The sequence below is a fragment of the Prauserella isguenensis genome, from assembly GCF_014191605.1.
GTDB classification, from domain to species: Bacteria; Actinomycetota; Actinomycetes; order Mycobacteriales; family Pseudonocardiaceae; genus Prauserella; species Prauserella isguenensis.
This window is the reverse complement of sequence record NZ_JACHWU010000003.1, coordinates 707,959-728,226: the sequence shown is the minus strand read 5'-3', so window position 1 is coordinate 728,226 and position 20,268 is coordinate 707,959. Positions and strand designations below refer to the sequence as shown.

Annotated in this window: 16 protein-coding genes; 9 read left to right on the top strand and 7 right to left on the bottom strand. The window is 70.3% G+C overall.

Annotated features, from left to right (window positions below):
- Positions 1-584: 584 nt before the first annotated feature.
- Positions 585-1,691: an alanine dehydrogenase gene (ald, locus tag FHS23_RS16080; protein ID WP_183655795.1), complete on the bottom strand. Its 1,107-nt coding sequence runs from the start codon at positions 1,689-1,691 to the stop codon at positions 585-587.
- A 199-nt stretch (positions 1,692-1,890) separates the two neighbouring features.
- Here ald and FHS23_RS16075 point away from each other — a divergent pair, with 199 nt between their 5' ends.
- Complete coding sequence (locus FHS23_RS16075) at positions 1,891-2,856, top strand: zinc-binding dehydrogenase (protein WP_183655792.1); 966 nt, start codon at positions 1,891-1,893, stop codon at positions 2,854-2,856.
- A gap of 66 nt (positions 2,857-2,922) precedes the next feature.
- On the opposite strand, the gene FHS23_RS16070 is transcribed toward FHS23_RS16075, so the two are convergent.
- The 3 genes from FHS23_RS16070 to FHS23_RS16060 all read right to left on the bottom strand — a co-directional run bounded on the left by FHS23_RS16070 (position 2,923) and on the right by FHS23_RS16060 (position 5,770).
- Positions 2,923-4,482: a PucR family transcriptional regulator gene (locus FHS23_RS16070; RefSeq protein WP_183656218.1), complete on the bottom strand. Its 1,560-nt coding sequence runs from the start codon at positions 4,480-4,482 to the stop codon at positions 2,923-2,925.
- A gap of 93 nt (positions 4,483-4,575) precedes the next feature.
- On the bottom strand, positions 4,576-5,064 hold the full coding sequence (locus FHS23_RS16065) for a hypothetical protein (RefSeq protein ID WP_183655789.1): 489 nt from the start codon (positions 5,062-5,064) through the stop codon (positions 4,576-4,578).
- 73 nt (positions 5,065-5,137) lie between these two features.
- On the bottom strand, positions 5,138-5,770 hold the full coding sequence (locus FHS23_RS16060) for an SACE_7040 family transcriptional regulator (protein ID WP_183655786.1): 633 nt from the start codon (positions 5,768-5,770) through the stop codon (positions 5,138-5,140).
- Positions 5,771-5,926: 156 nt separating this feature from the next.
- On the opposite strand from FHS23_RS16060, the gene FHS23_RS16055 reads away from it, so the two are divergent.
- The 6 genes from FHS23_RS16055 (at position 5,927) to FHS23_RS16030 (ending at position 13,586) form a co-directional block, all read left to right on the top strand.
- The gene (locus FHS23_RS16055; RefSeq protein WP_183655783.1) at positions 5,927-6,724 is read left to right on the top strand and encodes an SGNH/GDSL hydrolase family protein; all 798 of its coding nucleotides are present in this window, start codon (positions 5,927-5,929) and stop codon (positions 6,722-6,724) included.
- Positions 6,725-6,826: 102 nt separating this feature from the next.
- On the top strand, positions 6,827-8,440 hold the full coding sequence (locus tag FHS23_RS16050) for a carboxyl transferase domain-containing protein (RefSeq protein WP_183655780.1): 1,614 nt from the start codon (positions 6,827-6,829) through the stop codon (positions 8,438-8,440).
- Positions 8,441-8,460: 20 nt separating this feature from the next.
- Complete coding sequence (locus tag FHS23_RS16045) at positions 8,461-10,452, top strand: acetyl/propionyl/methylcrotonyl-CoA carboxylase subunit alpha (RefSeq protein ID WP_183655777.1); 1,992 nt, start codon at positions 8,461-8,463, stop codon at positions 10,450-10,452.
- Positions 10,449-11,609: an acyl-CoA dehydrogenase family protein gene (locus FHS23_RS16040; protein ID WP_183655773.1), complete on the top strand. Its 1,161-nt coding sequence runs from the start codon at positions 10,449-10,451 to the stop codon at positions 11,607-11,609. Before FHS23_RS16045 ends, FHS23_RS16040 begins: the two co-directional genes overlap by 4 nt.
- 109 nt (positions 11,610-11,718) lie before the next feature.
- Positions 11,719-12,501, top strand: coding sequence for a type I methionyl aminopeptidase (gene map, locus FHS23_RS16035; protein WP_183655770.1), 783 nt, complete (start codon positions 11,719-11,721; stop codon positions 12,499-12,501).
- 23 nt (positions 12,502-12,524) lie between these two features.
- Positions 12,525-13,586, top strand: coding sequence for an alpha/beta fold hydrolase (locus FHS23_RS16030; RefSeq protein WP_183655767.1), 1,062 nt, complete (start codon positions 12,525-12,527; stop codon positions 13,584-13,586).
- Between the two features lie 76 nt (positions 13,587-13,662).
- Here the strand turns inward: FHS23_RS16030 and FHS23_RS16025 are convergent, their stop codons facing one another.
- Together FHS23_RS16025 and FHS23_RS16020 are read right to left on the bottom strand one after the other, a co-directional pair.
- Complete coding sequence (locus tag FHS23_RS16025; RefSeq protein ID WP_183655764.1) at positions 13,663-14,286, bottom strand: FMN reductase; 624 nt, start codon at positions 14,284-14,286, stop codon at positions 13,663-13,665.
- Positions 14,283-15,389, bottom strand: coding sequence for an LLM class flavin-dependent oxidoreductase (locus FHS23_RS16020; protein WP_183655762.1), 1,107 nt, complete (start codon positions 15,387-15,389; stop codon positions 14,283-14,285). Before FHS23_RS16020 ends, FHS23_RS16025 begins: the two co-directional genes overlap by 4 nt.
- 363 nt (positions 15,390-15,752) lie before the next feature.
- Here FHS23_RS16020 and FHS23_RS16015 point away from each other — a divergent pair, with 363 nt between their 5' ends.
- Both FHS23_RS16015 and FHS23_RS16010 read left to right on the top strand, forming a co-directional pair.
- Positions 15,753-16,679 (top strand): NADP-dependent oxidoreductase, encoded by a 927-nt coding sequence (locus tag FHS23_RS16015; RefSeq protein WP_183655759.1) that lies wholly within the window; start codon positions 15,753-15,755, stop codon positions 16,677-16,679.
- Positions 16,680-16,946: 267 nt separating this feature from the next.
- A complete protein-coding gene (locus tag FHS23_RS16010; RefSeq protein WP_221219547.1) occupies positions 16,947-17,939 on the top strand; it encodes a serine hydrolase domain-containing protein in 993 nt (330 codons plus the stop codon).
- Positions 17,940-18,115: 176 nt separating this feature from the next.
- Here the strand turns inward: FHS23_RS16010 and FHS23_RS16005 are convergent, their stop codons facing one another.
- Entirely contained in the window at positions 18,116-20,170 is a 2,055-nt protein-coding gene (locus FHS23_RS16005; RefSeq protein ID WP_183655756.1) for a neutral/alkaline ceramidase, read from the bottom strand.
- Between the last annotated feature and the right edge of the window lie 98 nt (positions 20,171-20,268).

Genomic DNA, 20,268 nt, shown 5'->3' with positions numbered 1-20,268 from the left:
ACGTGACGGCGATGCACTCCCGGCTCCGCGAAGAGCGGCCGAGCGGTCCGCGGCACCAGCGAACGCGGTGTCCGTCACTGTGGCGGTCGCCATCCTGCCCCATGTCCCGCGCCGAGGATGGGGAGGTCGGCGATTCGAGGCCCGGCGACGGCCCGGCGCCCGAGAACGGTCACTCTGTGTGTCGATGCCGGAATCCGCCGTACCGAGGTCGACAGTTGCCCGGAAACAACAGAGATTCGTGAACAAAAAACCCCACGACTTGCCGACCCCGGGGCGGCGAACCACCGAGCGACGACTTAAGCTGGTACGTGGCGGCCCGCTCCCGGTGACCCCCAGGCTGGTTGAGCGGGCCGCCCCTATTCAACTGTTTCCAGTGGCCCGCATAGCGGCGCCGGTGGCAGAGCCTCAGCGCGCCGCTGACTCCGGGATCGCCTCGTCGTGAATGCCGATTCATCGGGCTTCTGCGGGCACGTGTCTCGGTCCGGTCGGGCGTGGCCGCTTGCACGGTGCGTGATCGCGGAGGTGCGCGGTCGCGGAGCGGGGCAGGCGTCGCCGTGGACCGGCCACGCCCCGCGGCAGTGGGCTCACAGGTCGGCCGGCGTGTAGGTCAAGCCGTGGGCCGTCGCGACCGGAGCGTTCGTCAACGCGCCCGCGTGCGTGTTCAGCCCCTTCGCCAGGTTCGGATCCGCACGCAGCGCACCCTCCCAGCCGTCCTCGGCGAGCCGCAGCACGTACGGCAACGTGACGTTCGTCAGGCCGTACGTCGACGTCCGCGGCACGGCACCCGGCATGTTGGCCACGCAGTAGAACACCGAATCGTGCACCCGGTACGTCGGCTCGTCGTGCGTCGTCGGACGTGAATCCGCGAAGCAACCGCCCTGGTCGATCGAGATGTCCACCAGCACGCTGCCCGGCTTCATCCGCGACACCAGGTCGTTCGACACCAACTTCGGCGCCTTCGCGCCCGCCACCAGCACGGCGCCGACCACCAGATCCGCTTCGAGCACGGCCTGCTCGAGGGTGAACGCGTTCGACGTCACGGTGCGGATCCGCCCGCCGAAGTCGCTGTCGATCTGCCGCAGCCGGTCCACGTTCGTGTCCAGCACCTCGACGTCGGCGCCCAGGCCCAGCGCGATCCGAGCTGCGTTCAGGCCGGCCACACCGCCACCGACGACGACGACCCGCGCCGGGTGCACACCGGGAACGCCGCCGATCAGCACGCCACGGCCGCCTCCGGGCTGCATCAGCGAGTACGCGCCCACCTGCGGAGCCAGCCTGCCCGCGACCTCCGACATCGGAGCCAACAGCGGCAACGAACCGTTGGGCAGCTGCACCGTCTCGTACGCGATCGACGTCATGCCCGCGGTCATGAGCGCCTCGGTCAGCGCCCGGTCCGCCGCCAGGTGCAGATACGTGAACAGCACCTGGTTCGACCGCAGTCTGCCGTACTCCTCGCTGATCGGCTCCTTGACCTTCAGCACGAGGTCGCCCTCGGACCAGGCGTCGTCGGCCGTCGGCAGGATCTTCGCGCCCGCAGCGACGTACTCCTCGTCCTTGATCGCGGAGCCCAGGCCGGCGCCGGCCTCCACGTAAACCTGATGGCCGTGCGCGGTCAGCTCGTGAGCTCCCGCCGGGGTCAGAGCAACCCGGTACTCGTGCTTCTTGACTTCCTTCGGGACGGCGATGCGCACGGCTTCCTCCTCGGTGGCGCCCACCTGTCGGCGGAACGGGCGCCGCTTGGCGCTTCCTTGTGGGAATGGTGTCTCCGACCACCGTGAACCACCCGGAAGGCGGTGTCATCGTGCTGCTACGACAATCATCGGCGGGCGGAGTGGTCCTTGAGTGACAACCCTTGACCTCCAGTCGACTCGAGGTCGCAGGGTGATCGCCATGCGAGCGGTGTGGTGGACGAAGCCGGGCGGCCCCGAGGTACTGCGACCTGGCGAGGCGGCGAGCCCGGAGCCACGCCGCGGCGAGGTGCTGATCGACGTCGAGTACGCGGGGGTCACGTTCGTCGAGACGCAGTTGCGTGCCGGGCGCGGGCCGTTCGCGTGGGAGCCGCCGCTCATCCCGGGAAACGGCGTCGGGGGCGTGGTGGCGCGGACCGGTGACGGTGTCGATCCCGCGCTCGTCGGTACCCGCGTGGTGAGCGGTCTGTCGGGCAGCGGCGGTTACGCCGAGCAGGCGGTCGCCGCGGCCGACCGGATCCTGCCCGTGCCCGACGGACTCGCGATGACGGACGCGGTGGCGGTTCTGGCCGACGGGCGGACCGCGATGCTGCTGCATCGCGCCGCCGCGCCGCGGCCGCGGCAGCGGGTGCTCGTGGAGGCGGCCGCGGGCGGCGTGGGTGGTCTGCTCGTGCAGCTCGCGGTCAAGGAGGGGGCGGTCGTGATCGCAGCTGCGGGCGGCGAACGCAAGGGCAGGCTCGCCCGGGAAGCGGGCGCGTCACACGCCGTCGACTACGGCGACCCGCGGTGGGCGGACGCCGTGCGGGACGCGGTCGGCGAGGTCGACGTCGTCTACGACGGGGTCGGCGGCGACATCGGGCGCGCGGCGTTCGGCCTCCTCGCTTCCGGCGGCCGCATGGTCGTCCACGGGATGGCGAGCGGCGCCATGACCGACGTTTCCCCCGAGGAGGCCGAGGCGCGGGGCGTCGTCGTCACGGGCGGGCTCGACGCCACGCCCGAGACGCTGCACGCCTGCGCGCGCGACGCCCTCGCGGAGGTGACGGCAGGACGGTTGCGGCCGCGGATCGGAGCGGTCCACGCGCTGGAACGTGCCGCCGACGCCCACGCCGCCATCGACGCCCGGTCCACGGCGGGCAAGACCCTGCTCGCCGTGAACCGGCCGACATGACCGCGGCGCTCCTCGCGGCCCGGCGCCGCCGGTGACCCCCGCCCCGTCGTCGTCGGGACGTGGTGATCACGACCACCGCAGCGTGAGTAGCTGTGCGACGAGGGCAAGCCGGACGTCGGGGTCGTCGAGGTCCAGACCGGCGAGTTCCAACAGCTTGCGCATGCGGTACCGCAGGGTGTTCGGGTGCACCTGCAGGGCCGCTGCCGCGCTGCGCGGATCGCCGGGATGGCGCAGCCAGTGGTACAGCGTGTCGACGTACTCGGTGCCGTGTGCCTGGTCGTGCTCGACGAGCGTGCGCAGCGGGCCCAGCGCGGTCACGTTCGCGGAACGGGCGGCCGTTGCCGTGCGATGCAGCGTCAGCGGGGTCCACACCTCGTCGAACGTGACGGTCCGTCCCTGCACGATGCCCGCCCGCAGCAGCCCCAGCGCCTCGTCCGCCTCGGTGCGGGACGCGGGCAGCTCACCCAGCTCGTACGCACCGCCCGCTGCTGCGCGGACCTCGCCGGCCTTCGGCCCGGACTGCATGTCCTCGAGCGCCGACCGCAGTTCCGGCCAGGCTCCCGCGCCGCCCGTCTCCGGGACGACCGCGTAGAGCAGACCGGCGTGCTCGGCCGCCACCGGCTGCCTGCCGATGCCCTGGGACAACCGTTCGAGCAGCGCCAGCCGCATGCCCTCGCCGTCGAGCGTGTCGCCTCCGGGCGTGTCGATGACGACGACCCGGTGCGGCTGCTCGGTCAGGCCCAGTTCCGCGACGGCCTTGCGCGGCCCGGCCTCGCCGTGCAGCAGTTCCCGCAGCACCTCGGCGTATGCGCGGCGGCGGACGTCGGAATGGGCCCGCCGTCGCAACAGGTGCAGCGCCACGACCGGGGCCGTGTCGGCGAATGCGGCGGCCCGTTCGTCCGGCACGGGGCCGTCCACGACCGCCCACATCGAGCCGAGCAGCTCGCCGCCCATGCGCACCGGTGCGATCAGCCGCGGCAGTGTCCCGTCCTTCTGGCCCGGCACGAAGATCGTCTGCCTGCCGCGCGTGAGGTCGCGGAAGACGCCACGGGAGCGGAACCGTGCGAGCACGTCGTCGGGGATGCGCCTGCCGACGATCGTGGCCACTCGCGCGGGGTCGGTGAGGTCTTGCCGCGCGGAGTAGGCCAGCACGCGCGAGTTGGTGTCCTCGATCGTCACGGGAGCGTCGACGACCGAGGCCACCGCATCGGCGAGCCGGAACAGGTCGCCCGCCGCCGGGTCCGCCTCGAGCGTGTCGGACTCGTCGGCCTCGGCGTCCAGCACGGTGCGCAGCAGCCACACGAGCTGGGCCCACGCGGTCGCCTCGTGCACCTCGATCAGGCCGATGCCCGCGCGCCTGGCGGCCCCGCGGACCGCCGGCTCGTGCGCGACCGGTGCCTTGATCAGCACCGCCGTCGCCTCGCGCCGCGCGGAGTCCTTCAGCAGGGCCACGGCCGCGTCGGCGTCCGGTACGGCGACGCCCAGCACCAGATCACCAGCGCCCGGGGTGGTGGCCGCGGGTTCGGCGATGACGACGTCGGTGACAGCGGCCGATTCGTCCGGCAGGTGCAGCGCGTGCAGCAGCGTCGGCCCCACCCGGTCGACGACCGTGCGGACGGTGATCATCGGTTGCCGGAAGTGCTGCTGGTCATGGCCGGCGAGCATACCGCCGCGGCCCGCGCCCGACGTCGACATCGACCCGCGAAAGCCCCCAGTGAATCAGTCCAGAAGGGCCTCGGCGATCCACGGTTCGACGGGCAGGTCCCGTTCCAGGCACGCGGTCGACAGTCGCATCGTCCAGCGCAGTGCCTGTACGACCAGGCTCTCCACCTCGTCCGGCGAGGCGTTGGCGAGTGCGATCTCCAGCTGCTCGCTCGCGTCGTCGGTGTTGCCGTGGACCTCCGCCAGCAGGGTGCGGACGGCGGTGCGCACGGGCGGCTCGGCGTCGTCGATCGTGACCTCTTCGCCCTCGGAGTCGAACACCTGGACCTTGACCGGCGCGGCGCCCCCGTCGCCGAGGGTGGTGACCATTTCGCTGCAGGTGCGGAACAACAGCAGCATGAGCGCGCGTGTGTCGTCGGTGGCGAGCGCTTCGAGCGCCGCCGCTTCGATCGCACCGGCGTCGTCGCCCAGGCGCATGGCGAGCAGCGCCCGCTGCGCGGTTTCGACGAGCCGTGACGGCGTACCTTCCTCGTGCACGGGTGTCATCAAACACCAGACGTACCGTGATCGTCGCGCGCCCGCAGGGGTGATCGTCGTCGCGACGCCGGCCACGGGCGCGTCATTTCGCCGCGTACAGCGCTCCGAGCGCGAGGCGGGTGAGCAGTTCTGCCAGGTCCTCGTGGGGCAGGTGCCGGTTGTGCGGGGTGGAGTTGATGAGTCCGAACACCGCGTGCGCCGCGGATCGGGCGTGAGGTTCGTCCAGGCGGGGGACAGCCGTGCGTAGCGCCGTGACCCACACTTCGACGTACTGCCGCTGCAGGCGGCGGACGCGCCTGCGGTCCTCGTCGGCGAGGCTCGCCAGGCTGCGTTCGTGGACGGTGATCAGTGCGGGCTGCTGCAGCGCGAAGTCGACGTGGAACCGTACGAGGCCCGCGAGGATCTCGTCGGCCTCGCCCGTCCGGCCGACGCGTTCGGTGCCGCCCGCGAGCAGGTACTCGCTGATACCCGTCAGCATTTCGCCCAACATGGCGTCCTTGCTGCGGAAGTGGCGGTACAGTGCCGGACCGGTGATCCCGACGGCCGCGCCGATGTCGTCGATCCCGACCCCGCGGAAGCCGTGCTGGGCGAACAGTTCCGCGGCCGCGGCCAGGATCTGATCCCGCCGGGACGGCTTCCCTCCGCCCGACGGCGACGCTCCCGACGGCGAAGCTGCGGACCCTGCTGCGGAGCCCGACGCGGCACTGGGGATCATGATGTCACTGTACGGGACGAAGTTAGTGAACGCTAACCTCCTGTGCGACTTCCGATTTGATCCATGCGAGGTAACTCGGGAACTTTCCCTCCTTTTCGGGCCGTCGCCGCTGGTATTCGTCTGACCGGCCAACGGCAAACGGAAAGGCGGCCCGAGATGGTCAAAGGTTCCCGAATCGTCACCGCGGCGGCCGTGGCCGCACTGGCGATGGTCGGCGGCACGGCGACGGCAGGAGCGGTCGAGACGACCGCCTACGACAGCTATGTCGCCCTCGGCGACTCCTACTCCAGCGGCGTCGGCGCGGGCGACTACGGCGATTCGGGTGGCTGCAAGCGCAGCGCGAACGCCTATCCGCAGCTCTACGCGAACTCCAACGGCATCGGCGACTTCGACTTCGCGGCCTGCCTGGGGGCGCGCACGGACGACGTGCTCGTGCAGGCCGACACACTCTCCGCCGACACCGACCTCGTCACGGTGTCGGTCGGCGGCAACGACGCCGGTTTCGTCGACGTCATGATCGACTGCACGACGAGCTTCGACCAGGGGTGCGTCAACCGGGTCGAGGATGCCAAGGACTATGTCGAGACCACGCTGCCCGGCCGGCTGGACGGCGTGTACGACAAGATCAAGGCCAACGCGCCGAACGCCGAGGTGTACGTCCTCGGCTACCCGCAGTTCTACGAGATCGGCGGATCCTGCAACGGCGGTCTGAGCGAGACCAAGCGGACCGCCATCAACTCGGGTGCGGATGCCCTCGCGGCCACGATCTCCGAGCGGGCCGAAGCCGCGGGCTTCACGTTCGTCGACGTCCGGGACGACTTCGACGGGCACGAGATCTGTTCCGGCGACTGGTGGCTGCACAGCGTGACGTGGCCGGTCGACGAGTCGTACCACCCCAACGCCGCCGGTCAGCAGCACGGCTACCTGCCGGCACTGGAGGGTGCCGCGGGCTGACGTCGATCGGGTGGGGATTTCCCCGCTGCACGGCTGGACCTCAGGGTTAGTAGCCTCTAACATCGAATCCGGTGTTAACGGCTGCTAACCCTGAGGTGTGTCATGGACGGTCCGGCGCTCGCCAGTCACGCTGACCCGAACGGCGAGGCGTACTCCCGCAATGTCGCAGGACACGGTGAGTTGGTCGAAGATCTGCGGAAGCGACTCGCCGCCGCTCGGCTGGGCGGCCCGGAGAAGGCGCGCTCCCGGCATGTGGAACGCGGCAAGCTGTTGCCGCGCGACCGAGTCGACGCGCTGCTGGACCCGGGGTCGCCGTTCCTCGAGCTCTCGCCGCTGGCGGCGACGGGGCTCTACGACGACGAGGCGCCCGCCGCAGGCATCATCACCGGCATTGGCCGGGTCTCCGGGCGCGAATGCGTGATCGTCGCCAACGACGCCACCGTCAAGGGCGGCACCTACTACCCGATGACGGTCAAGAAGCACCTGCGTGCCCAAGAAGTGGCGCTGCACAACAACCTGCCGTGCATCTACCTCGTCGACTCCGGAGGAGCGTTCCTGCCACGGCAGGACGAGGTGTTCCCCGACCGGGAGCACTTCGGCCGCATCTTCTACAACCAGGCAACGATGTCGGCCCGCGGCATCCCGCAGGTCGCCGCCGTCCTCGGCTCGTGCACCGCGGGCGGCGCCTATGTGCCGGCGATGAGCGACGAGGCCGTGATCGTCCGCAATCAGGGAACGATCTTCCTGGGCGGGCCACCGCTGGTGAAGGCCGCGACCGGTGAGGTCGTCACGGCCGAGGAACTGGGCGGCGGGGATGTCCACTCGCGACAGTCCGGGGTGACCGACCATCTCGCAGTCGACGACGCCGACGCGCTGCGCATCGTGCGTTCGATCGTCTCGACCCTGGGGCCGCGGGAACCGAAGCCGTGGGACGTCGCACCGGTCGAGGAGCCGGCTGCCGACCCGCGCGAGCTCTACGGCGTCGTGCCCACCGACTCGCGGACACCGTACGACGTGCGCGAGGTGATCGCCCGAGTCGTGGACGGCAGCAGGTTCGCCGAGTTCAAGAAGGAATACGGCACCACGCTCGTCACCGGGTTCGCCCGCATCCACGGGCATCCGGTCGGGATCATCGCCAACAACGGGGTGCTGTTCGCCGAGTCCGCGATGAAAGGCGCCCACTTCATCGAGCTGTGCGACAAACGCTCGATCCCGCTCGTGTTCCTGCAGAACATCACGGGCTTCATGGTCGGGAGGGACTACGAGGCCGGCGGGATCGCCAAGCACGGAGCGAAGATGGTCACCGCGGTGGCCTGTGCGCGGGTGCCGAAATTCACCGTGGTCATCGGCGGCTCGTTCGGTGCCGGCAACTATTCGATGTGCGGACGTGCGTACTCGCCGCGGTTCCTGTGGATGTGGCCGAACGCGCGCATCTCGGTGATGGGCGGCGAGCAGGCCGCGTCGGTGCTCTCGACCGTGCGGCGGGACACCATCGAGGCTCGCGGCGAGGAGTGGTCGGCCGACGAGGAGGAGTCGTTCAAGGAGCCGATCCGCGAGCAGTACGAGGAGCAGGGCAACCCCTACTACTCGACCGCGCGGCTGTGGGACGACGGCGTCATCGACCCCGCCGACACCAGGACGGTGCTGGGCCTGGCGCTGTCCGCGTCGGCCAACGCACCGCTGGAGCCGGTCGGCTACGGCGTCTTCCGGATGTGAGAGAGGACGGTTCGACAGGCATGTTCGACACGGTTCTGGTGGCCAATCGCGGCGAGATCGCCGTCCGCGTGATCGCGACGCTGCGGCGCATGGGGATCCGTTCGGTGGCCGTCTACAGCGACGCCGACGCCGACGTCCGGCACACCCGTGAAGCGGACGTGGCCGTGCGCATCGGTCCCGCGGAGGCCACTCGGAGCTATCTGTCCGTCCCGGACGTCGTGAAGGCGGCGGTCGACACCGGAGCTCAGGCGGTCCACCCCGGCTACGGGTTCCTTGCGGAGAACGCCGACTTCGCGGCGGCCTGCGCCGATGCGGGCATCGTGTTCATCGGCCCGCCGACCTCGGCGATCGACGCCATGGGGGACAAGATCCGCGCGAAGGCCACGGTGTCGGCGGCGGGTGTGCCCGTGGTCCCGGGCAAGTCCGAGGTGGTCGATTACGCCGCGGCCGCAGAGGAGGTCGGGTATCCGGTGCTGCTCAAACCGTCCGCGGGCGGCGGCGGCAAGGGCATGCGGCTGGTCACCGAGCCCGGCGAACTGGCGGCCGCCGTCGAGGCCGCGCAGCGCGAGGCACGCGGCGCGTTCGGCGACGACCGGCTGTTGATGGAGCGCTTCGTCGACACGCCGCGGCACATCGAGATCCAGGTGCTGGCCGATGCGCACGGCACGGTGCTGCACCTCGGCGAGCGCGAGTGCAGCCTGCAGCGCAGGCACCAGAAGATCATCGAGGAGGCGCCGTCGCCGCTGCTCGACGTCGACGCCAGGGCGCGTATGGGCGCGTCCGCGGTCGAGGCGGCACGCTCGGTCGGCTACGTCGGCGCGGGCACGGTCGAGTTCATCGTGTCCGCGACCGACCCCGACGAGTTCTTCTTCATGGAGATGAACACTCGGCTGCAGGTGGAGCATCCGGTGACCGAGGCGATCACGGGCGTCGACCTGGTCGAATGGCAGGTGCGGATCGCCGCGGGCGAACCGCTCACGCTCGGACAGGACGACGTGCGCTTCGACGGGCACGCCGTGGAGGCGCGGGTCTACGCCGAGGATCCGGCTCGCGGCTTCGTCCCCACCGGCGGCACCGTGCTGGGACTGGTCGAGGCGTCGGGGCCGCACGTGCGGGTCGACTCGGGTGTCGCCGAGGGCACGCGTGTCGGGTCCGACTACGACCCCATGCTCGCCAAGGTCATCGCCTGGGGCCCCGAGCGCGGCTCCGCGTTGCACCGGCTCGACCGGGCACTCGCCGACACCGCCGTGCTCGGGCTGCAGACCAATGTGGAGTTCCTGCGACGGCTCGTGTCCGATGAGGACGTCCGGTCGGGCGACCTCGACACGGGCATGGTGGAGCGCAAGCTCGACGAGCTCACCGACGCGGGTGTGGCCGAGGGGTTCTTCGTCGCCGCGGCGCTCGACCGGTTGCTGGCGCTGGAACCCACCGGTCCGGTCGTGGATCCGTGGGAGGTCCCCAGCGGCTGGCGGATGGGCGCCGCAGCCGGGGTGGAGTTCCTGCTCCGCACGGGCGATACGGAACGGCTGGTGCGGGTCGAAGGGCCCGCCTCGGGCGCGCGCGTGACGGTCGGCGACGCCGAACCGGTCGAGGCGTCCGCTCGCCGGGTGCTCGGCCCGGCCGGGGCCGCGACGGGTCTCGACGTCCATTGTGGATCGGAGTACCAGCGCTACGTGCGGGCGGAGGCGCCCGACGGCGCCGTGTGGCTGAGCCGCGACGGTGTCGGACTGGCGTTCGGGGAACGGCCGAATCTGCTCGCCGCGCGTGCCGACGACGTCGACGCGGGACCGGTGACGAGCCCGATGCCGGGCACCGTGCTGGTCGTCAAGGCCGCCCAGGGCGACGAGGTCACGGCGGGAACGCCGTTGCTGGTCGTCGAGGCGATGAAGATGGAGCACACGATCACCGCACCCGTCGACGGCGTCGTCGCCGAACTCCCCGTGCGGGCGGGCCAACAGGTCGCGCTCGACGAGAAACTCGCACTGGTGACCCCTCAGGAGCAGACATCATGATCGACTTCCGGCTCGACGACGAGTACGAAGCGCTGCGCAAGACCGTCCACGACTTCGCCCAGTCCGAGGTGAAGCCGGTGATCGGGGACTTCTACATCCGCGAGGAGTTCCCCTACGAGATCGTCGCCAAGATGGGCGAGATGGGCCTGTTCGGCCTGCCCGTCGCCGAGGAGTACGGCGGCATGGGCGGCGACTACTTCGCCCTCTGCCTGGCGCTCGAGGAGCTGGCCCGGGTGGACTCCTCGGTGGCGGTCACGGTCGAGGCGGGCGTGTCGCTGGGCGCGATGCCGATCTACCGATTCGGTACCGAGGAGCAGAAGCGCCGCTGGTTGCCGTCGCTGTGCACGGGTGAGGCGCTCGGCGCCTTCGGGCTCACCGAACCGGGCGGCGGGTCGGACGCCGGGGCGACGAAGACCCGAGCCACGGTCGATGGTGATGGGGCGGAGTGGGTGATCAACGGCAGCAAGTCGTTCATCACCAACTCCGGTACCGACATCACCGGCGTCGTCACCGTCACGGCCGTCACGGGCACGAAGCCCGACGGCGGCAAGGAGATCTCGGCGATCCTCGTGCCGGCGGGCACGCCCGGGTTCACGGTGGCGCCGAAGTACTCGAAGGTCGGCTGGAACGCCTCGGACACCCACGAGCTGGCCTTCGACGACTGCCGGGTGCCGGTGGAGAACCTCCTGGGCGAGCGCGGCCGTGGCTACGCGCAGTTCCTGCGTATCCTCGACGAGGGCAGGGTCGCCATCGCGGCGTTGAGCGTCGGTCTCGCCCAGGGCTGTGTCGACGAATGTCTGCAGTACGTGGGTGAGCGGGAGGCGTTCGGCAACAAGATCGGCGCCTACCAGGCGATTCAGTTCAAGATCGCCGACATGGAGGCGCGGGTCCACTCGGCGCGGCTGGCCTACTACCAGGCCGCGGCGAAGATGCTGCGCGGTGAGCCGTTCAAGAAGGAGGCGGCGATCGCCAAGCTCGCGTCGTCGAACGCCGCGATGGACAATGCGCGTGACGCGACGCAGATCTTCGGCGGCTACGGGTTCATGAACGAGTTCCCGGTCGGCCGGTTCTACCGGGACGCCAAGATCCTCGAGGTCGGGGAGGGGACGAGCGAGGTTCAGCGGATGCTGATCGCGCGCGAGCTCGGCCTGAAATGAGGCCTGCCCGTGGGTGCGTCGCCGCGGCCGACCAGGCGTGATAGAAATACCGGTATAAGTATTCGGGTTCGGCGGCGGGCATGCGGGTCCGCGGTGGAGGATGCAGGCGATGGTGGAGCTGAAGACCCCCGGCGAGATCGAGGCGATGAGCGTGACCGGCACGTTCGTCGCCGAGGTGCTCGGCGATCTGGCGCAGCGCGCCGAACCCGGCGTGAACCTGCTCGACCTCGAGCACCGCGCCCGCGACATGATCAAGCACCGGGGCGCTGAGTCCTGCTACTGGGACTACGCGCCGTCGTTCGGCAAGGGGCCGTTCCGCAACGTGATCTGCCTCGCCGTCAACGACGCCGTGCTGCACGGGCTACCGCACGACTACGAGCTGCGCGGCGGCGACGTGCTCACGATGGACATGGCCGTGTCGATCGACGGCTGGGTGGCCGACTCGGCGCGCACCGTGATCGTCGGCACCCCGCGCCCCGGTGACCAGGGGCGCGAGGACGTGCGGCTCGTGGAGGCGACCGAGCGGGCACTCGACGAGGCGATCGCGGTGGCGCGGCCGGGCAACCGGCTCGGTGACATCTCGGCGGCGATCGGCGGCGTCGCGTCGCGATACGGCTACCCGGTCAACACCGAGTTCGGCGGACACGGTCTGGGCCGCACGATGCACGAGGAGCCGCACGTGCCGAACGCGGGCCGCCCCGGCCGAGGGATGCCGCTGCGTCCGGGGCTGACCATCGCGATCGAGCCGTGGTTCGCCGCGGGTACCGACCGTATCGTCTACGACCCGGACGGCTGGACGATCCGATCGGCCGACGGCTCGCGCACCGCGCACAGTGAGCACACGATCGCGATCACCGAGGACGGGCCGCGTATCCTGACGCTCACGAGCTGAACCCGAGCCGGCTGGAGGTCCCGGTGATCGCGATTCCGTCACAGCTGGCTTCGGTGGCCGCGAACGTCGCCGACAAGGTCGCCAAGGGCGGCGTGGCGGACCTCCGGCCCGTGCCGCGGGTGCTGATCGACCGCGGTCCGAACCGTTCGGTCTACCGGATGACGGGGCAGCGGGTGACCCCTTCCGGCGATCCGGTGTTGCTGGTGCCGCCGCTGGCAGCGCCGGCGCTGTGTTTCGACCTGCGGCGTGGGTGCAGCCTCGCCGAGCACCTCACCGACGCGGGCAGGCCGACCTATCTCGTCGACTACGGCAGCGTCGCGTTCGCCGACCGCAATCTGGGCATCGAGCACTGGATCGACGAGGTGTTGCCGCGCACGATCCGCAAGGTCAGCGAGGATGCGGGCGGCAGGCCCGTGCACGTCGTCGCGTGGTGCCTCGGCGGCATCTTCTCCGTGCTGACGGCCGCCGACCGGCCCGAGCTGCCGATCGGGTCGTTGACCACGATCGCCTCGCCGTTCGACTACACCGCGATCCCGCTTGTGGCCCCGTTCCGGCCGCTCGTGGAGTTCACCGGCGGGCACATTCTGACGCCGTTCTACCGCCTGCTCGGCGGCGCGCCGTCGGCGGTGGTGACGCAGGTGTTCCGCGCGACGGGGATCGACAAGGAGATCACCAAACCGCTGGCCATCCTGCGCAACCTCGACGACCGCGACTACCTGGCGCAGATCGAGGCCGTCGACCATTTCATGGCCAACATGCTCGCGTACCCGGGACGCACGTTCGGGCAGATCTACCACCGGTTCTTCCGCGCCAACGATCTGTCCGCAGGCACTTTCGCACTCGACGGCCGCACCATCACACTGTCCAAGCTGGACATTCCGACTCTCGTCGTCGCGGGGGAGAACGACAGCATCGCGCCGCGCCGTGCCGTGGAGCGGCTGGTGGACCTGCTGGAGAACACGCCGGAGACGCGGTTCCGTACCGCGCCCGGCGGACACCTCGGTGTCCTCACCGGCCGCCGTGCTCGCAGCACGACGTGGCGTTACGTCGACGAGTTCGTCGACGAGCACGCAAGCCCTCGGTAGGGCGAACCGTCACTCGGAGCTTCGGCGAACCCGGCCTGCCCGCGACGATTGCCGGGCGCGGGCAGGCCGAGTTCGCTCAGACGTCGAGCTGACCGAGATCCGCCAGCTGCTGTTCGAAGGGGACGAAGTCCGAGAAGCCGTCGCCGGCGCGGCGGCTTCTCGGCGTTCCGGCCATGGCACCCGCCAGCTCGCCCGCAGCGCGGTCGATGCGGGAGTGCAGCTCGCCCGCGTCCTCGCCGCCCCAGTCCTGCGAGGCCGCGTACACGCCGGTGGGCATGACCGTGGCACGCAGGTACGACATCAGCGGCCGCAGGGCGTGGTCGAGGGCCAACGAGTGGCGGGGTGTGCCGCCCGTCGCTCCGATGAGCACGGGCATCCCCGTCAGGGCGCCGGCGTCGATCACGTCGAAGAACGACTTGAACAGTCCACTGTAGGACGCGCTGTAGATCGGGCTCACGGCGATCACGCCGTCGGCCCCGGTCACGGCGTCGAGCTCGGCCTGCAGTGCCGGACTCGGGAAGCCCGTCACCATGTTCTTGCCGATGTCGACGGCCACGTCGCGCAGTTCGACGACGTGGACCTCGAGCTCCTCGCCGTCGCCGTCGCCCAGCTGTTTGGTGAGCGACTCGGTGAGCCGGTCGGCCAGCAGCCGGGTCGACGACGGCGACGTGGTGCCCGCGGACACGATCGTGAGCTTCATCGGGCCTCACCCGCCGCGACGGCCTCGGTGTTCTCGGCGGCCAGCAGCGAGGCGTGCGTCGGGGCGTCCGGCACGTGCGCGGGACGGTTCTTGGCGAACTCCTCCCGCAGTACGGGCACGACCTCCTCGCCGAGCATGTCGAGCTGCTCGAGCACGGTTTTCAGCGGCAGGCCGGCGTGGTCGACGAGGAACAGCTGTCGCTGGTAGTCGCCGACGTTCTCCCGGAACGTCAGGGTGCGGTCGATGACCTGCTGCGGGCTGCCCACTGTGAGCGGGGTCTGCTCGGTGAACTCCTCCAGCGACGGTCCGCCACCGTAGACGGGGGCGTCGTTGAAGTACGGCCGGAACTCGTTCACGGCGTCCTGCGAGTTCTTGCGCATGAACACCTGACCGCCGAGTCCGACGATCGCGCGGTCCGCCGGGCCGTGGCCGTAGTGCTCCCAGCGCTGCCGGTAGAGCTCCACCATGCGGCGCGTGTGCTCGAACGGCCAGAAGATGTGATTGTGGAAGAAGCCGTCGCCGTAGTAGGCGGCCTGCTCGGCGATCTCCGGGGTGCGGATCGAACCGTGCCAGACGAATGGCGGCACGCCGTCGAGCGGACGCGGCGTCGAGGTGAAGCTCTGCAGCGGCGTGCGGAACTTGCCTTCCCAGTCGACGACGTCCTCGCGCCACAACTTGTGCAGCAGGGCGTAGTTCTCGATCGCCAGCGGGATGCCCTGGCGGATGTCCTTGCCGAACCACGGGTAGACCGGTCCGGTGTTGCCACGGCCCATGATCAGGTCGACACGGCCGTCGGCGAGGTGCTGCAGGTAGGCGTAGTCCTCGGCGAGGCGCACCGGGTCGTTGGTGGTGATGAGCGTCGTCGCCGTGGAAAGGATGATCCGCTCGGTCTGCGCGGCGATGTTGGCGAGCAGCACGGGCGGGTTCGGCGGGGCGGCGAACGGCGGGTTGTGGTGCTCGCCGGTGGCGAAGACGTCGAGACCGACCTCCTCGGCCTTGCGCGCGATCCGCACCGTGGCCTTGATCCGCTCGTTCTCGGTCGGTGTCGTGCCGGTGGTCGGGTCCGTGGTCACATCCCCGACGGAGAAGATCCCGAACTGCATCGCTGTCACCTTGCCTCAGGTAGTTGTGCGTTCAACTATCAACCCTAACGGCTGTGGCTCGGGAGGTATTCCTGGGCCCGTGGATGCCCTCGGACGTGCAGGTCGGCGCGGGTACGGGCGGGTACGGATGGGTGCGCGTACCCGCTGCGAGCCGACGGCAGGACGGGTCCGCGTCGTCAGACGTGGGCGGGCTGGGCGTTCTGCGCAGTGATGACGAACTCGGGTTCGCGTCGCTCCCGGAATTCTGCACTCGAGTGCAGAATTCCGGCGTGCTGTCAGCGACGACACAGCGACGCCTCGCGGTGCCCACCCGGTGGGGCGACGGCAGGAATGCCGCTCGGGGCCGGCCTTGTTACCTGTCACATGAAGGCGATCGTTCTCAATCAGTACGGCGGACCCGACGAGCTGACCGTGGCCGACCGGCCGGACCCGAAGGTGGCGCCCGGCGAGGTGCTGGTGCGGGTCAAGGCGGCCGGCGTCAACCCGGTGGACTGGAAACTCGCTGCGGGTGGGCTCGACGCGATGATGGAGACCCACTTCCCGCTGATTCCCGGCTGGGACGTGGCCGGCGTCGTCGAGGCGGTCGGCCTGGATGTCGAGGAGTACGCCGTCGGTGACGAGGTCATCGGCTACGTCCGCAAGGATCACGTCCAACTTGGGTCGTATGCGGAGCTGGTCTCGGCCAACGTGCGCCTGCTGGCGCCGAAACCGGCCTCGCTCGACTGGTCGCAGGCCGCCGGACTGCCGTTGGCCGGGCTGACGGCGTTCCAGGCGCTGCGGAGGCTGAACGTCGGTTCCGGCCAGACGGTGCTGATCCACGCGGCCGCGGGCGGTGTCGGCGCTCTGGGGGTGCAGTTGGCGAACGCGTTCGGCGCCCGCGTGATCGGCACGGCGAGCGAGCGCAACCACGCCTTCCTGGCCGAGTTGGGAGCCGAGCCCGTGTCCTACGGCGAGGGGTTGGCCGACCGGGTGCGGGAATTGGCCCCGGACGGGGTCGACGCGACGGTCGACTTCGTCGGCGGAGAAGAGGCCGTCGAGGTGTCGCGGCAGGTCACCAAGGACGCTGCGCATGTCGGCTCGGTCGCCGACCCGGGAGTGGCCGAGTACGGCGGCCGGTACATGTGGGTACGGCCGAGCGCCGAGGACCTCACCGAACTGGGCAAGCTTGCCGACGCGGGCGAGGTGACCGTCCACGTCGACCGCACCTATCCGCTCGCCGAGGCCGCGGTCGCATGGCGGGTGAGCCAGGCGGGCAACGTGCGCGGAAAGCTCGTGCTGACGGTCGGCTGATTCCGGGCGGACGCTGGACGTCCGTGTTGCGGTTCCGGGAGTCCGTGTTGCAGTTTCAGGGGCCCGTGTTGCGGATTCGGGCGTCTGTGTTGCGAGTTCCGGGGCTCGTGGTGCGCGAACCCGTCAGCCCGACCCGCCTCCGGACGAGGTGCCGGCGGGGGATCCGGTGAGCGTTCCCGCGGTGGGCCTTCGCGTTGTCGTTGTGGCCTCGGTGTGGCACGTTACGGCGCTATGGGATCGAGTCGGCCGTCGCCGGACCTCGATGCGATGCACGAAGCAGTCCGACAGGCCGAACGTCGCACCACGCCCGGAATCGAGGACATCGCCGCGTTCCACGCGGCGCAGGTCGCCGACCTGTCGCATCGCGAGGTCCTCGGACCGCTCCTCCCCGGTAACGGGGCGAGCGGCGCGGTGAGCTTCCGGGGCCGCATCGCCACGACGTGGGGCGAGAGCACTCGGCCCGAGATGTGCTTCAGTCTGACCAAGACCGTGCTGGCCGTGCTCGCGGGAGTGGCTTTCGACCGGGGGATGATCCCCGACGCGGACACTCCCGTCGCGGACACGGCCGACCTTCCGGTCCGAATCGGTCCGCGAGTGACATGGACACATCTGCTCCAGCAGACGAGTGGATGGGCGGGCGAGCTCTGGGGCAAGCCGGCTGACGTCGACGCGCAAAGCCTCCGTGACGGCGGTTCGGCTGCCTACGCGGAGCCCGGTGTCGAATGGGCGTACAACGACGTCCGGGTCAACCTGCTCGCGCTCGCACTCACCGTGTTGTGGCGCCGGCCATTGGACGACGTGGCCCGCACCGAACTTTTCGGGCCGCTGGGATTCTCGGACACCTGGTCGTGGCACGGATATCGGAACTCCCTGGTCGTGGTGGACGGCGTGGAGCTTCCGGTCGTGTCGGGCGGAGCGCACTGGGGCGGCGGCTTGTGGGCCTCGGCCGTCGACCTGGTTCGGTTGGGAGAGCTGATCCTCGCGCGTGGATCGTGGTACGGGGAGCGGCTTGTGAGTCCCGAGTGGATCGACGAGAGCTGGCGGCCGTGTCCCGCCAATCCCGACTACGGCTTCCTGTGGTGGCTCAACGACCGGCGGACCGTGTTTCCCGAGGCCCCGTCTTCGGGGCGGTGTGCCAGGGGGTGCGGCAACCGTCATCTGCTGTGGGTCGACCCCGACCGCGAGCTGGTCGTCGTTTCCCATTGGTCCGATTCCGCGGGGAGTCTCGTGCGTGACGTCTCAGACGCGATCACGGTCTGACGGTCGACGGTGCCGAGGTGGTCGGGCCTCACGTCGGGCCTCGTCGACCGGTTTCGGCCGTCGGCGCATCTGGGGGGTGAAGACCTCTCGTCCCGGAATCTGCAACACGGCCCCCGGAATCCGCAACACGGCCCCCGGGATCCGCAACACGCGTGCGCGAGTGCAGGGCACGCGGGTCAGCGGATGGTGAAGTTTCTCGTCACGCCGGTGATGGGGGTGATGCGGCCGAGGGCGTTCCTGGCGTCGCCGCGGTAGCGGATCCGGTAGGTGCCGGCCGCCTGCCTGGGTGGCTGCCACGTGATCGTGACGCGCGAGGCCGACAGCCCGCGGCGTTTCCAGTGCAGCTTCGTCGACCAGTCGCCGTCGTCGGCGACCGTGCGCCAGGCGCGCCCGTCCCAGCGCTGCACCTCGAGATACGTGCCCCCGCGGTGCAGGTCGTTGCTCGGGTGGGCGCCCACGAACGCGGCGGACACCCGCTCGCCCGCGGAGTAGGCCTCGGCAGGCTGGGCCAGTACGTCGCCGAAACGCCTGCCGATCGCGGGAGTGTCGAGCACGACGCCCGGTTGGAGCCGCACCTGTTTGCCCGACAGGTCCCGGGGCCGCTTCCCGGGCGGTACGTCACGACCGTCGTGCATCGCGGTGGCGAGCCCGTGCACGGTCTGCTGCAGCGCGGGCAGCTGCCAGCGGCCGAACAGCGTGCTCCCACCCTCGTAGTGCTGGGCGTCGTACTCCTCGGGCGTGGTCAGGTAGTGGAAGTAGGAGTTGGCGTAACCGGCGACGAGCACGTTCCGCAGCTCCGCGCCGACGGCCTCGGCGACGGTTCGCCGCAGCCGCAGCCCCGCGGTGATCGTCACCTCGCCGGGAATCCCGACCAGATACAGCTCGCCGACGCCCACCACCTGCACCGGCACGATCTCCTGCACCCACGGGTAGACCTTGTTCATCGCACCCACCGGAGCGAACACCCCCTTCGGCGCCTGGCACTGCTCGAGTTTCGCCGACGCGCGGTAGAGCACCGAGTGGGAAACGCTGTCCCACAACGGATTCTCGCCCTCGTCGAAGCCGGGGAATCCCGGTCCGTCCTCCAGGCTGCCCGCGGCCATGGCCGCGCCGACGGCGGGTTTGCAGGTGCGGTGGGTCCGCCCGTCGCCGGTGAACTCCGGCCTCACCTCCACATCGGACAGATCCACGTGGACGAGGCGGGAGTCGACACCGCCCGCGAGGCCGGTGCCGTCGGCGTCCAACTGGCGTTTCGCCGCGCGGTACTGCTGCTCACCGTTGGCCGTGGTGCGCTGGAAGTCCTCGGGGGTGCCGGGTGGGGTCAGGTCGACGTTGGGGGTCAGGTCGCCCGCGTTGGTCTGGGCGAACGCGGAGACGAACGCGGGCGCCCGGTCGGCGCGGTAGTCGACACCCGCGTCGTCGCGTTCCCATCGGTAGGCGGCGTAGCCCTTGTTGTCGGAACTGACGAGCCGGTTGTCGCCGGACATGCTCGTCGCGTGGACCGGGAACCAGTTGATCGCCCCGACGGGCCTGCCGCCGCGTTCGATCCGCAACAGCGACGTCTGCGGATCGACGGCGTCCGGGAAGTGCTGCCGGTCGCGGGCAGGGTTGCGGTCGAACGCCTCGCGGGAGCGGTTGGCGCTCGCGCCGGTGAGCTCGTCGTGGGTGAGCGTCAGCGACGCGGGAGCCAGATCGGCGTGGGCGCGGTCGACCGATTCGACGATGCCGGACGTGACCGCCTCGAAGGTCTTCCTGTGAAAGCCCAGCGTGGTGATGTTGTACAGCAGGTGGTGGGAATGGCCCCCCGGAGCCGCGTGGGTGTGCGTGGCGGTCAGCATCACGTTGCGCTCGGTGTAGGTGTCGCCGTAGCGCTCCGCCAGCCTGCGCAGCACCTCCTGGCGCACGCTGTTGAAGATCATCGGCGCGTCCACCACGACCAGCAGGACGCGCTCGCCGGTGCCGCGGTCGGCGATGACGAACGCCCGGGAACGCTGCCGGTTGTGCAGACCCGCGGCCTGTTGGTCGAGACGGCCGTAGCCCATCAGCCCGACCTCGGCGATCTCGCCCGTCGCGTCGGCGATGCCGCGTCCCACGAGGTACGGCTCGGCAGCGTCCACGGAGCCCTCGTCCACGGAATCCTCCCCGTCGGATGGGGTCGCACCGGCGGGAGCGGTGAGCAAGGACGCCCCGAGAAGCAACGCCACGGCCAGGACCAACGCGCGTTTCGTCATCCGTCACCCACCCGCCATCCGTCACCCACCCGCCGACTAAACGTGAATGAGTTTCGAATTCTCGGCGTCGGGGTCCGGTCGCGCAAGGGTGAACCGGC